Origin of the sequence: Pontibacter actiniarum (genome assembly GCF_003585765.1) — a bacterium.
Taxonomy (GTDB): Bacteria; Bacteroidota; Bacteroidia; order Cytophagales; family Hymenobacteraceae; genus Pontibacter; species Pontibacter actiniarum.
The window spans coordinates 2,909,774-2,923,600 of the sequence record NZ_CP021235.1 but is presented as its reverse complement, the minus strand read 5'-3'; the positions used below and the strand labels follow the sequence as shown (position 1 = coordinate 2,923,600).

General features: G+C 55.3%; 10 protein-coding genes. All 10 read right to left on the bottom strand.

What is annotated here, in order from left to right; translation table 11 throughout:
- Positions 1–8: 8 nt before the first annotated feature.
- The 10 genes from CA264_RS12590 to lpxD all read right to left on the bottom strand — a co-directional run bounded on the left by CA264_RS12590 (position 9) and on the right by lpxD (position 13,689).
- Positions 9–875, bottom strand: a complete 867-nt coding sequence (locus CA264_RS12590; RefSeq protein WP_051364433.1) for a glycoside hydrolase family 16 protein — start codon at positions 873–875, stop codon at positions 9–11.
- 103 nt (positions 876–978) lie between these two features.
- Complete coding sequence (locus CA264_RS12585; RefSeq protein WP_084196223.1) at positions 979–2,382, bottom strand: PKD domain-containing protein; 1,404 nt, start codon at positions 2,380–2,382, stop codon at positions 979–981.
- A 21-nt stretch (positions 2,383–2,403) separates the two neighbouring features.
- Positions 2,404–3,900, bottom strand: coding sequence for a RagB/SusD family nutrient uptake outer membrane protein (locus CA264_RS12580; protein ID WP_025607627.1), 1,497 nt, complete (start codon positions 3,898–3,900; stop codon positions 2,404–2,406).
- Positions 3,901–3,918: 18 nt separating this feature from the next.
- A complete protein-coding gene (locus CA264_RS12575) occupies positions 3,919–7,074 on the bottom strand; it encodes a SusC/RagA family TonB-linked outer membrane protein (RefSeq protein ID WP_084196222.1) in 3,156 nt (1,051 codons plus the stop codon).
- A 468-nt stretch (positions 7,075–7,542) separates the two neighbouring features.
- The gene (locus CA264_RS12570; protein WP_025607624.1) at positions 7,543–8,508 is read right to left on the bottom strand and encodes a calcium/sodium antiporter; all 966 of its coding nucleotides are present in this window, start codon (positions 8,506–8,508) and stop codon (positions 7,543–7,545) included.
- A 107-nt stretch (positions 8,509–8,615) separates the two neighbouring features.
- Positions 8,616–9,323: a YebC/PmpR family DNA-binding transcriptional regulator gene (locus CA264_RS12565; protein WP_025607622.1), complete on the bottom strand. Its 708-nt coding sequence runs from the start codon at positions 9,321–9,323 to the stop codon at positions 8,616–8,618.
- A 360-nt stretch (positions 9,324–9,683) separates the two neighbouring features.
- Positions 9,684–10,316, bottom strand: coding sequence for an ABC transporter ATP-binding protein (locus CA264_RS12560; protein ID WP_025607620.1), 633 nt, complete (start codon positions 10,314–10,316; stop codon positions 9,684–9,686).
- Positions 10,306–11,097 carry an acyl-ACP--UDP-N-acetylglucosamine O-acyltransferase gene (lpxA, locus tag CA264_RS12555; RefSeq protein WP_025607619.1) on the bottom strand — a complete coding sequence of 264 codons (792 nt, stop codon included), beginning with the start codon at positions 11,095–11,097 and terminating at the stop codon, positions 10,306–10,308. The genes CA264_RS12560 and lpxA overlap by 11 nt, the downstream gene beginning before the upstream one ends.
- Positions 11,094–12,488: a bifunctional UDP-3-O-[3-hydroxymyristoyl] N-acetylglucosamine deacetylase/3-hydroxyacyl-ACP dehydratase gene (locus CA264_RS12550; protein WP_025607617.1), complete on the bottom strand. Its 1,395-nt coding sequence runs from the start codon at positions 12,486–12,488 to the stop codon at positions 11,094–11,096. Before CA264_RS12550 ends, lpxA begins: the two co-directional genes overlap by 4 nt.
- Before the next feature lie 178 nt (positions 12,489–12,666).
- A complete protein-coding gene (gene lpxD, locus CA264_RS12545; RefSeq protein ID WP_025607616.1) occupies positions 12,667–13,689 on the bottom strand; it encodes a UDP-3-O-(3-hydroxymyristoyl)glucosamine N-acyltransferase in 1,023 nt (340 codons plus the stop codon).
- Positions 13,690–13,827 lie beyond the last annotated feature (138 nt).

The following is a 13,827-nucleotide window of genomic DNA, read 5'->3' as shown; positions in this document are numbered from 1 at the left end:
TGTGGAGGCTAGGCGCTTTTCATTTTGTACACGCGCACATAGTCTACCTCCATCGTTTGTGGGAAAACAGAAGCGTCAACCCCTTCGGCACCGCCCCAGTCGCCACCCACGGCAACGTTTAGCAGCAGGTGAAAGCGCTTATCAAAGGGCCAGGACGTAAAGCCTTTGCCTTCGTTGGTGTACTCGAACACAGGCTGGTTGTCTATGTAGCCCCTGACGGCGTACGGGGTCCAGTCCACGCGGTAAACATGGAACTCAGTGCTAGCCGTAGGTATAACTTTGCTGTTGCCTTTCTGTGTGCCTTTGCTGTGGTTGTAGGCATCGGTGTGTACCGTAATGTGCACCTTGTTCTGGTCGTAGCCGACGTGCTCCATAATGTCTATCTCCCCGGATTTTGGCCAGCTGCCGTAGGCCCAGTCGGTCGGGAGCATCCAGATGGCCGGCCAGGTGCCCCGGCCGGTAGGCAGCTTTGCCCGGATCTCGAAGCGGCCGTAGAGAAAGTCGCCTTGCCCCTTGGTGATCAGCCTGGCCGAAGTATAGCCTTTGCCCTCCATGTTCTCCTTTCGGGCGGTGATGGAAAGGATACCGTTGGCTACACTTGCGTTGGAGGCCCTGTCGGAGTAGTACTGCAGCTCATTGTTGCCCCAGCCGGTGCCCCCGATATCGTAGCTCCACTTGCTCTTGTCGGGGAGCCCGTTGTAGTCAAACTCGTCTGCCCAGGCAGGGGTGGTCTCAAAGGTCCAGTTTTTGTCGGTAGGGGCCGTAGGGGTGGTAATCACCGGTTTCGGCGATTCGCTCTTGGAGCATGAGCAGCAGCTAAGCACCGCGCAGAAAGCCGAAAGCAGTAAGAGGGATTTGTTGTATAAGCTAAGCATATAGATAGGTGGTGGTTGCCGCAGCAGGACCGCGGCGGGTTGTGTAAATGTGGTGTTTTAGAAAAGCCAGCGCTACAAGCGCTGACTTTCTCTTTTACTCACCTTATTTTACTAGTTCAAAATCATCCAGGAAGAAAATACCCGGCACATAGTTGCCTTCACCGCCTACTTGTATGACGATGCGGTCGAAGTCTTTTCGGCTTATTGTCTCGGCTGCCCCGAAATCAAACGTCAGCTCCACCCACTTGTCCAGCTCGTTTACCTGCTGCTTTAGCTCTACCTGGTTGGCCCATGGTTCAGCGGCTGAGGCATCCTGTAGCTTAACAGAGACTTGCTTTTGCAGACGCTTATCGGTAACCCAGGACTCGCCGGCAGCGGTTTCGAAATCGTTATAGCCAGGTATGAATACCTTGAGCTTGAACACATGGCGCTCGCGCAGGTCCAGTTTGTGGTCAAAGTCGGTGAACATGTTGGCAAAAGCGTAGGGCTGCCCTTCCTGCTTTGCGTACAAGGCTACTTTGGCGGAGGTGTTAACCGGAACAGGGGCAGGGTTGTCGTAGTCCTCTTTAAGGGTGAGGGCGTCCTTTTTCCACGCGATGTTCCCTTCCTCGTCAAAGTTGTCGTAGATGTCGGCGATCTTGTACGGCTTCTCCACGACCGGAACGTCGTAGCCTTCCGGCACTAGAACGTAGTTGCGCACGCCGCCGCCGCCGCAGCATACTTTTCTGATGTGCAGCCTGTTTTCGGTAAGCTCTACCACCTCGTAAGTTCCTTCGTCGTCGTCCCAGGCGATGGTTTCCCCGTTGCTGACCGACAGCATCGTTTTGCCGTCTGCCTCGTAGAGCGTCCAGGTGCTGTTGGCGGCCGGTGTCTGGGGCACGCACACGTTTTCCTGCCCGTCGGCAATCCCCCACATGGAGCCGCCGCTCTTGTTCTCGAATCCGAACCCCTGCAGCTTAAACACATACTTATCGTCTTTCATACAGTCGTTCTGGGCAGCCAGCGCCTGGCTCCACCACGAGGAGGGCGCTTCTGGCGGGCCGCCGAAGTTCATTGGGCCTACCGGGGCAAACACCCAGGTTTTACCGTTCAGGCTATCGGCGCCTCCCGTCAGGAAGTTGTAGTCCTCCCGGTTCAGCAGTGTCTCATCCGTATTATCGATGTGGATAGTCTGGGTGTTGGACGTGTAGCCGGACTTGGTAAAGACGGTAAGTTTTACCGTATAGTCTCCCGCTAAGGCATAGGTGCCGCTTACGTTTGTTCCCTCCGTTGTTGTGCCGTTGCCCAGGTCCCAGAGGGCCTTGATGACGCCCGGCGTCTGATTCTGGAAGTTGATGATGTTCGCGTTATCATCGCTGGGTGTGGCAGAGAACGTCACGATGTCCGAGGTCGGGACAGGGCCTAATTCCTCCTCCATGTCGTCTGGAGTACATGCCACAAAGAAGCATGTCATCAACACCATTGCCAGGCAAGAGACAAGGTGCGGGGTATGTTTTATCATCTTCATGATCTTTTCAGTTAAGGTGGATTAATAACCTGGGTTCTGCTTCAGGACACCGTTGGTAATGTCTACTTCCTGCTGCGGGATTGGCAGCACCTCGTTCTTGTTTGCCTGGAAGCCCAGGGGCCCAAGTACGGCAGCGGCCCTGCCGGTGCGCACGAGGTCGAAGTAGCGGTGCCCTTCGGTGGCCAGCTCCAGGCGGCGCTCTCTGTAAATGTTTTCCAGGGTGGGCTCTACAGGAGCCAGGCCAACGCGGGCGCGCACAGCATTCAGGAGCTCTTTCGCGCGGTTCGTGTCACCTCCGCTGCGCACGAGCGCCTCCGCCTCCAGCAGGTACGTGTCGGCCAGGCGGATCTCTATTTCGTTGATTGGCCAGTTAAGCTCCGGTGTACCCACCGTAGAGCGGTAAGCTGCCAGAGGGGCGTACTTGCGGATGAAGTAGTCGGTGTTCTGGTAGCGGGTGTTGTAGGTGGCTCCTTCCTCTTTCAGCTTCTTGCCATCAATGATGGTGTACTCAAAGCGGGGGTCACCCTCCATGGCTTCCACCAGCTCCAGGGAGACGGGGGCAAAGCCCCAGCCACCGGTAAAGGTAGGGCCGCTGTAGTCGGCGGGGCCGACAAACTGTGGCGCAACGTTGCCTTCGCCGCCGTTTACCCAGTTCCAGTCGCCCCAGGCGGCTTTGCTGGAGTGGGGGATCTCCAGGATAGACTCAGAGTTAAACGCGTTGTCGGGACGGAAAACGTCTTCGTAGCTCTCCTGCAGCGCATACACCCCGGAGGTGTTAACTTCATTGAAGAGCTGGGCAGCCTCCGCCATTCTGGCGTTGTTGTTCTGCCACATAATCACCTTACCAAGTATGGCCGTGGCCGTGTACCTGGAGAAGCGGCCCTTCTCACCTGCCGGAATCGTTGTCGGTAGCGCGGCTCTGGCATCGTTCAGGTCCTGCTCAATCTGCGCGTAAACAGCGTCCGGCTTTGCCTGTGGCTGTGTGTAGAGTTCAGAATTTGGAATGGGCTCTGTGATTAGGGGGACGTTGCCGAAGAAACGCACCAGGTCGAAGTAGAAGTAGGCCCTCAGCGCCTTGGTTTCGGCCACAACCCGGGCCTTCACGGGCTCGCTCAGGCCCGGCACCTGCTCGATCTTGGACAGCAGCAGGTTGGCGCGGTAAACGCCGGAGTAGCTCTTCTGCCACAGGCCCGAGGAGGGGGTGATGTAGGGGTCCAGGGTGAAATTGTCCCAGGCGACCCAGCTTGGCTGATCCGAGGCGTCGCTGCCGCCGGCGTAGGCCTCGTCTGAGGCTACCGTGAGCAGTGGCTGCTTCATGGTGTAGCCGCCACTGGTGCCCCACTGCAACACATCGTAAACGGCCACCAACGCCTGGTATACCTGCTCCTCGTTCTGATAAAAGTTGCTCTCCAACTGGGTGCCTTTGGGCTGCAGCTCCAGAAAGTCTTTGTCGCAGGAGCTAAACCCGGCTAGCCCGGCCGCCAAAAGCGTTGGATAAAGTATATGTTTAAGTCTCATGTTGATTTGCGTAAAAGGTTAGAAGCCAATGTTGATGCCTGCCATGTAAGCGCGTGCCTGCGGGTAGATGCCGCGGTCCACCCCAAAGCTGCCGCCGCCGATCTCCGGGTCGTAGCCGGTGTAGTTGGTGAAGGTAAACAGGTTGTTGCCGGTCACGTACACACGCAGCCTGCTCAGGCCAACCTTGCTGATCAGGTTCTGCGGCAGCGAGTATCCCAGCTGCAGTACCTTAATCCGGAAGTAGGAGCCGTCTTTCACGTAGAAGTCTGAACTGCTGCTAAAGTTCTTGTTGGCATCGTTGAAGGAAAGCCTTGGAAAGGTGTTGCTGGTGCCTTCGCCTGCCCAGCGGCCAAAGACCTCGGTTGTCCAGTTGGCGCCCTGCAGGTCGTAGCGGCGGATGGCCTGGAACACGTCGTTGCCGGCTACGCCCTGGCCAAACACCATCAGGTCAAAGCTTTTCCACTTGGCCGATGCCGTAAAGCCGTAGGTCCAGTCCGGCGTAGGGTCGCCGATCATGGTGCGGTCATCGCTGTTGATGACACCGTCGCCGTTCACGTCCACTCTTCTGAAGTCGCCGGGCTGCGCTTTGGGTTGCAGCATTTCACCTTCGCTGTTTACGTAGGTGGCGATTTCTTCTTCGTTCTGGAAGATACCGTCGTTCTTCAGGCCGTACAGGAAGTTTATGGGTTTGCCCACCTCGATGCGGGTGATCACCTCGCCGGAAGGGCCGAAAACCTGCCTGTTCAGGAATTCCTTTTCAGGCCCCAGAGAGGTTACCTCGTTTTCTAGATAAGAAGCGTTGCCGTTAAGGCTAAAGGCCACTTGGCCAATGGTTTTGTTGTAGCCGAGCTCCACTTCGAAGCCCCTGTTCTCCATTTCTGCAATGTTGCCGTAGGGACCGTTGTTCCCTACATACCATGGGATAGTAGTCTGAAGAAGCATGTCAGACGTTTTCTTCTTATAGTATTCTGCTGTCAGGGTAAAGTCGCTGAACAAGACAGCCTCAAAGCCAAAGTTCAACTGCGAGGTTTCTTCCCACTGCAGGTCGGGGTTCGAGAGCGCTTCCGGGCTCACCCCGTTAACCAGCTCCAGGTCAGGGCCATAGCCGATGGTATAGTTACGGCCACCGCCAACCCTGGCCAGGTACAGGAAGTCGTCAATCCGGTTGTTGCCTACAACGCCGTAAGAGCCTCTGATCTTCAGGAAGTTTACAATGTCGTTGGCCGGGAAGAAGCTTTCGCGCGAGGTAACCCATCCTACCGAAACCGAAGGGAACACGCCATACTTGTTGTTGGGCCCGAACTTGGAGGACCCGTCCCGGCGAATGATACCGGTGAGCAGGTACCTTTCATCGTAGTTGTAGTTCACTCTGCCGAATATGGACGAGAGCGTGTTTTGATACTCACCGCCCCAGAAGAACTGGTCTTCGGTAGGCACGCTAAATGCGAGAGAAGCGTCGTCGAGGTGGCTCACCGGTATACCGGACTTGGTGCCGCCCTGGGTTTCGCCTTTGTTTTTCTGCGCAGAGGTACCAACCAGCAACGTAGCGTTGTGCCTGCCAAAGCTGCGGGTATAGGCCGCCGTGGCTTCCCACAGCCAGTTCAGGCCCCGGTTGTTGTTGCGGGTATAGTCGTTCTGGGTGTTGTTGTTGGTGGTGTTCAGGTAAAACACAGGCGAGAAGTTGTGGTCTCCCCAAAACGCCAGGTCAGCGCCAATGGAAGACCTTAAACGGAGGCCTGCCAGGGGCTCTATCTCCACAAAAGCGTTGCCTACCACCTTATCTGACCAACCCCTGCGCTGGTCTACCAGCAGGGCGGCAACAGGGTTTACAATCTCGGAGGAGATGTTGTTCGATATGCCGTAGGGGCGCCCCTGCGGGTCTCTTACAACAGCTTTGTCATAGGGGCTGGCATTCGCCTTTTCGGGATCCGTCTCTATGAGCGGCGTAAGCGGATCCATGTTGATGGCCCGTGTCAGCGGCGCCCCCCACTCACTGTTGGGCTCTACGCCTACCGACGAAATGCGGGTGTAGCCAATGTTGTTACCGAAGGTGATGGCCTTGGTAACCTTGTGCGTGGAGTTGAAACGCGCCGTAAACCTTTCGTACTGCGAGTTGGACGGGGCCACGATGCCTTCCTGGTTAAAATAGCCGAAGGAAGTATAAAACGTGGATTTCTCACCGCCGCCGGATACGCTCAGCTCATGGTTCTGGATAGGGGAGTTGTCGCTGAAGACGGCTTCCTGCCAGTCGGTGCCTTCGCCCAGGTCCTGCGGGTTCGGGTATTTAATGGCACCGCCGCCGGCCACACTCGCCTCGTTGTAGAGCGTGGCGTACTCGCGGGCATTCAGCAGGTCGAGCTTGCGCCACGGCTCCTGCACACCGTAGTAACCGTTGTAGCTCACCTGCATCTTTCCGCTGGTCCCTCTCTTGGTTGTTACAAGTATAACGCCGTTCGCCGCACGGGTACCGTAAATGGCAGCAGAGGCCGCATCCTTCAGCACCTCAATAGAGGCGATGTCCGACTGGTTAAGGTAGTCGATGCCCCCGTCAATCGGCACGCCATCCACCACATAAAGCGGGTCACTGTCCTCAGGGTTTTTGCCGATAGTTGTCGTACCCCTCACCCGCACGGTGGCAGGTGAGCCTGGCTGGCCTGAGTTAGAGGTGATCGTAAGCCCGGACGCCCTGCCCTGCAGCGCCTGCTCTACACGGGTAACAGGCATGTTGTCGAGGTCAGAGGCCTTAACGCTGGAAATTGCGCCTGTCACCACGCTCTTCTTCTGTTCTCCGTAGCCAACCACTACTACCTCCTCCAGGGCTTTTGTGTCTGGTGCCAGCGAGACGTTAACGGTTGCGCGGTTGTTGATCTGGACCTCCTGTGAAGTATACCCGATGAAGGAGAACAGTAGGGTGCCGCTGCCGTCGGGTACTGGCAACGAGAAGTTTCCTGTCGCATCTGTTGTGGTTCCCTTTGTGGTTCCTTTGAGCACAACTGTTACGCCAGGGAGCCCGGAGCCGTTTTCATCCACGACCCTTCCGGAGACGGTAACCTCCTGGGCCGTTTGCAGGGGCAGGAGCGGCTGCCACTTACCAGGGCCAGCCGCGTGCGCACCCGTGTGCAAGCATGCGGTCAGGGTAAGGCAGCCAAGTGCTGTGTGTAAAATTTTTCTCATAAGGTGTTATGTTAGGTTGAGCGTTAGGTGATAATAGTTTGTGATTAATCAGTTACTGCATCCGGCAAAATTTTTTAAGCCGGTTCGTTCTGGTGCGTCCATCAAACAGGCACATTAGAAGGGGCTTGTTTGAATGCTTAATGTTATGCCTAATATGGAATATATCAAAAGAAGTAGCTACAGCATGACTACTTAAGGGCTACGTCATGACTACTTCACACGGCAGGATTTGGTGTGTAACTAGTTGTAAGCTAAGGGAATTTGCTTGCAGGGCTGGCTTTGCCCTTGCTCCTGCTACAGAATTGGAGCTGGTGAGTGAGTGGTAAGTGACGTGCACTGCGGCTGTACCGAAGTAACCGTTTCGGCTACTTCGGTACAGCTGCAGTGCACAAGTAAAGAGAGTGCGAATAATGAGAGAAGGAGTACGCCCAGGTGCGCCTCAAAAGGCAGGAGGAGAAAGCCGCCCGGCTACCCGCGCATGATCAGGTAAATGATGTAGCCGAAGTAGGTAACCAGAAAGAAGACGCCGTTCCAGCGGTCGATGGCGTTGCGCTTGCCGATAGGCATGGCAATGATAAGCAGGGTGCTGGCCAGGATCATCATCACAATATCGTCATTGTTCACCACGTCAAACGGAAGCGGGTTGATAAGCGCGCTGATGCCCAGGATCCAGAGCAGGTTAAAGATGTTTGAGCCCACCACGTTGCCAACGGCAATGTCAATGTTGCGGCGGTAGGCGGCCATGGCCGAGGTAACCAGCTCTGGCAGCGAGGTGCCTATCGCCACCACGGTCAGGCCGATGAACGACTCGCTCAGCCCCATCGACTGCGCCATGCCCACAGCGCCGTCTACCACCCATTTCCCGCCCACAAACAGGCCCACTACGCCCAGCAGAATGTACAGGATGGATTTGCCCATGGGCATCAGCTCCGTTTGCTCCTCCTCCGGCAGTTCATCGTCTTTGTTCGTCTTGGCGATGTTGTAGATGTACACCATAAAGAGCAGGAAGAAGAAGAGCAGGATAGCGCCGTCCGCCCGGCTGATGTAGAGCTCCGGGCGTTTGTCTATCAGCGTGGCATTGGCCAGAAAGCCTACCAGCAGCGTGGCGATGAGAGAAAAAGGGATTTCCGTGAGAATGGTGTTGCGCTTGATGGGCAGCGGGCAGATAAGCGCCGTAACCCCAAGTATAAGCAGCAGGTTGGCCACGTTGCTGCCAAACACGTTACCGATCGCCAGCTCCGACTGCCCCTGCATACTGGACAGTATGTTGATGATGAGCTCCGGCAGCGAGGTACCGAACGAAACAATGGTCAGACCTACTACCATATCCGGAAGGCCATAGCGTTTGGCGATAGAGGAGGAGCCGTCTACTAGTAAGTCGGCGCCCTTTATCAGCATTACAAATCCTATCGCGAAGAGTATGTAGAGGAGCATGTTGTGTGGGTTTCTGGTGGCTAGGCTTGGGTACGAATAAGCTAAAAAAAGAAGGCTGCCCTAAGTGTTATCTACGGGCAGCCATTAGTATCTACAGGGTCAGGAGCTTAGGCCATGTTGTGGAAAACAGCCTGCACGTCGTCATCTTCCTCAAAGCGCTCAATCATACTCAGTACTTCCTCCTCCTGCTCTTCCGTTAGTTCGGTACGGGTTGTAGGGATGCGCTGCAGTTCCGCACTTATTACCTCCAGGCCTTTTTCCTCCAGGCCCTTCTGCATGTTGCCGAACTCGGTGAAAGGCGTTTCGATGATGATCTCGCCTTCGTGCTCATAGATGTCCTCGGCACCAAAGTCAATCAGCTCCAGCTCCAGTTCTTCCAGATCCACGCCTTCAGATGAAATCTTAAAAATGCCCTTGCGGTCGAACATGAAATCCAGTGATCCGGTTTTGCCCAAAGACCCGCCGCCCTTGGAGAAGTGCATGCGCACGTTGGCAACGGTGCGGTTCAGATTATCGGTGGCACACTCCACCACCACAGCGATGCCGTGGGGGGCGTATCCCTCGTATACTACTTCTTCGTAATCCTTCTCCTCTTTGGAGGATGCTCTTTTGATAGCAGCCTCGATCCGGTCCTTCGGCATGTTGACGCCTTTGGCGTTCTGGATGGCCGTGCGGAGGCGGGAGTTGGTGTCAGGGTTGGGGCCGCTTTCTTTCACGGCCATGACAATCTCTTTGCCAAGGCGCGTAAAGGCCTTCGACATTTTATCCCAGCGTTTAAATTTACGGGCTTTTCTGAATTCAAATGCGCGTCCCATAGTATGCTTTTTGTGTGTTTACAAAGTTAGGCAGCTTAGGCGTAAATTGGTAATCTTTTCGGTTTTCGTTGAGCGTTTTTCCCAAGCCGGGTACTAGCACCGTGGCGCAAAAACCTCTGGCGGAGGCTAAGTACAGTAAGTTAGTGAGTTAAAGCAGGCAAGCCCTTTTCTGCCTGCGCCCCCGTTGTTAGCGTATTCTCCCTTGCATAGAGCCTCTTAGCTGCCGCTAAGTTCTTTTGCTTCAGCCGCCGCATAGCGGGAGTTTACGGGTTGTAGGCTAGAGGGGTGGAGCCAGGGCTACAAGTATAAACCGGCTGCGGGCACCGATGCATGTAACACGGTCGTGCAACGGTAATGTGCTTACTTTCCGGGGGTGGTGTGGTAGTCGGAAATGCGCAGCTGCTGATCGCAGAAGCTGTACTCGTGCTGGATGTTGGAGCCAACAATGATGAGGCGGTCTTGCCTGTTCTGGCTCACGTGCTCCTGGTACCAGGCCACGCCCTCCTGGTCAAGGTTGGTGGTTGGCTCGTCTAGCAGCAGCATGGAGCTGTTGGAGTAAATGGCCAGGCCCAGCTTCAGACGCTGCTTCATGCCCGACGAGAAGTCCTTCACGTATTTGTGCTTTGACTTCTGCAGGCCCATGCGGTCCACGAGCTGCAGGGCGGAGAGGCCGTGGCGCAGCGGCTTAAAGCGGGAGTGGAAGTTGAGCATCTCCAGCAGCGTGAACTCCTCTACCAGCTCCAGGTAAGGGGCCGTAAGGGAGAGGTGGCGGTAAGCGGCATCCAGGGCAATGGCTTTGCCGCCGAAGCTGTACGTGAGTTCGCCCTCGCTTGCCAGGTTATGCCCTGCCACTACAGTAAGAAGAGTGGATTTACCGGACCCGTTGTGCCCTAAAACGGCATAAGCGGTGCCTGACTCAAACGTGTAAGTCAGGTTCCGGAAAATCCACTCGTAGTTATAGCGTTTACCTAAACCTGTTAGGTTAATTTGCATCTTTTGCGAAATAGCCTTTGATAATACCGCGACCTGAGTTGCGGACAAAGTTGATGATCTCATCGCGCTCACGGCTCGGTGAAAGCTCTACTTCGATCTTATCCAGCGCCTGGCTGTTGTTGAGCCCGTTCATGAACAGCAGGCGGTACACGTGCTGTATGTCATTGATCTGCTCACTCACGTAGCCTCTGCGGCGCAGGCCGATAGAGTTGATGCCGGCGTAGGAAAGCGGCTCGCGGGCGGCCTTCACAAACGGCGGAACATCCTTGAGTACCAGTGAGCCGCCGGAGATAAAGGCATGTGAACCGATCTTCACAAACTGGTGAATGGCGCTGGTGGCACTAATGATGGCAAAGTCACCAACCTCTACGTGGCCTGCCATCTGTACCGAGTTACCGATAATGCAGTTGTCTCCCACAGAGCAGTCGTGCGCCACGTGGGCGTAGGCCATCACCAGGCTGTTTCTGCCTACTACCGTCTTCATCCTGTCGATGGTGCCGCGGCTAACGGTCACATACTCGCGGATAACCGAGTTATCGCCGATGTGGGTGGTGGTTACCTCGCCGGCAAACTTCAGGTCCTGGGGGATAGAGGAAATCACCGCACCCGGGAATATCTTACAGTTTTTGCCGATGCGGGCGCCTTCCATGATCACGGCATTAGAGCCGATCCAGGTGCCCTCCCCAATTTCCACGTTCTTGTGGATGGTGGCAAATGGCTCAATAACTACGTTTTGTGCGATTCTAGCCTCTGGGTGTACGTATGCTAATGGCTGGTTCATGCGTCTTTCTTTACTAAACTTGCCGACATTTCTGCTTCCATTACCAACTGGCCACCTACAAAGGCCTGGCCACTCATCTTGGCAATACCGCGCTTCACGGGAGCCAGCAATTCACATCTAAAAATTATTGTGTCGCCCGGAAGTACCTTGCGCTTAAAACGGCACTTGTCTATGCCCAGGAAATACGGCCAGTAGTCTTCTGGTTTCTCTACGGTGTTTAGCACCAGGATACCGCCTGTCTGTGCCATGGCTTCTATCTGGATGACACCCGGCAGCACAGGGTTGCCCGGGAAGTGCCCCTGAAAGAAAGGCTCGTTCATGGTTATGTTCTTAACGCCCATAACCGTGGTTTCGTCTAAATGGATGATCTTATCGATGAGCAGGAACGGATAGCGGTGCGGCAGCGTGGCCGCAATCTGGTTGATATCCATGACCGGCTTCTTCTTCGGGTCGTAGGTCGGCACGTTCTTGATCGTCGCCTCGTGGATCATCTTCTTTACCTTTTTGGCAAAGGCGATGTTCGCTGCGTGGCCAGGGCGTGCGGCCAGAATCTGCCCCTTTATCGGCTGGCCGATCAGGGCCAGGTCTCCGAGCAGGTCCAGTAGCTTGTGGCGCGCCGGCTCGTTGCGGTAGCGCAGCTCGGTGTTGTTCAGCACCCCTTCTTCCTTCACTTCCACTTTCTGCTTTTGCAGGAGCTCCGAGAGGTGCGTCAGCTCGTCGTCCTGCACCACGCGGTCCACAATCACGATGGCGTTATCCAGGTCGCCGCCCTTGATCAGGTTTTGCTTGAAAAGGGCCTCCAGCTCATGCAGGAACACAAAGGTGCGGCAAGGGGCAATCTCTTTTTCGAACTGCTCCAGGTCCGTGATAGAGGCGTGCTGGCTACCGAGCACAGGTGAGTTATAGTCCACCATTACCGTCAGGCGGTAGTCGTCGAGTGGCAGGGCGGCAATTTCTACGCCGCGGGCGTCGTCTTTGTAGCTGAGGCCCTGCGGTATCTCGAAGAAGTTGCGCAGGGCGTTCTGCTCCTGAAAGCCGGCCTCGTGCAGGGCTTTCACAAACTCGATGGAGGAGCCGTCCATGATCGGAGGTTCCGGGCCGTCCAGCTCAATCAGCACGTTGTCTATCTGCAGGCCAACGAGTGCCGCCAGGGTATGCTCCACGGTATTTACGCGTGCGCCGTTCTGCTCAATGGTCGTGCCTCTGGAGAGGTCCACCACGTTGTCTACATCGGCAGCCACAATGGGCTTGCCGGGCAGGTCGATGCGCTGGAATTTATAGCCATGGTTGATTGGCGCGGGTTTAAACGTCATGTTAGAAACCACGCCGGTGTGCAACCCAATGCCCGATACAGTTACCGGAGCCTTTATGGTGTGCTGTTTATCGTTCATTCACGTATTTATAGTCGTGTTATCGCTTGCTTTACAAGAACAAGGGCGGCAGTAACAGCTGCCGGTGCAGCAGGTAGTTATACGCCTGGCCCACTGCCCTGCAAACTTAAGGTTTTATATAAGGTATTGCCAATTTTTGTAAATAAACTAGCGAGGCGCGCCGGTATAAAGTGCTGATTTATACTTTCTCCTTCAGGATTTCCAGCTCTCGCTGCAGCTCCGGCAGTTTCCGGAAAACGGTCATCGCGCGCAGGTTCTGCTTGTAGTCGAAGGCAGGGGAGCCCTGTATAATAAGGCCTTCCTCTTTTACCGATTTGGATACGCCCGACTGAGCCCCAATTGTGGTTTTATTGGCGATGGTGATGTGGCCTACAATGCCCACCTGGCCGGCAATAACGCAGTTGTTGCCGATCTTCGCTGAGCCCGACACGCCCGACTGAGAGGCGATCACGGTGTTCTGGCCTACCTCCACGTTGTGAGCGATCTGCACCAGGTTATCGATTTTAGTGCCTTTGCGGATGATGGTTGAGCCCATGGTGGCGCAGTCGATGGCCGTGTTGGCTCCTATGGAGACATCGTCTTCCAGCACCACGTTGCCGATCTGCGGCACAGGCTTATAGGTGCCGTCGGGTTGCGGTGCCCAGCCAAAGCCGTCGCTGCCGATCACGGCACCGGAGTGGATGGTGCAGTTGCTGCCCACCACGGTGTTGGTATACAGCTTCACGCCGGCAAAAATGGTTGTGTTGTCGCCGATCTGCACATTGTCGCCGATATAGGCCTGCGGGAAAATGCGCACGTTCTCGCCTATCTTGCAGTTGGTGCCGATGTAGGAGAAGGCGCCCCGGTAATGGTTGCTGCCAATCTCGCTGCCCTGGCCTATAAAGCAAGGCTCCTCTACCCCAACCTTAGAGGCCAGTATAGCCGTGTGGTAGTAGTGCAGCAGCGTGGAGAAGCTGGAGTAAGGGTCCGCCACGCGTATCAGCGTCGGCTTCACGTCACTTTTCAGCTTCAGCTGGTCCGAAACGATGACAGCGCTGGCACTGGTACTATATAGGTATGATTCGTACTTCAGGTTGGATAGGAAAGCTAGGGCACCCGGCTGGGCATCCTCAATTTTGGCTAAAGTGCTGACCTTGACAGAATTGTCTCCCTCTACCTTGCCCTGCAGCAGGTCAGCTATCTGTTGAACAGTAAATTCCATTTTGTAAAATTAGAGCAAAAACTCAAAAACGCTAACGCTTTGGGGGTGCAAACTTAACAAAATCTTACCGCCTGCCACATCTTGTTTTAGAATATAGTTTAAAGAGGTTGTTGTTTTGGTACAACAGGGAAGGAGGGG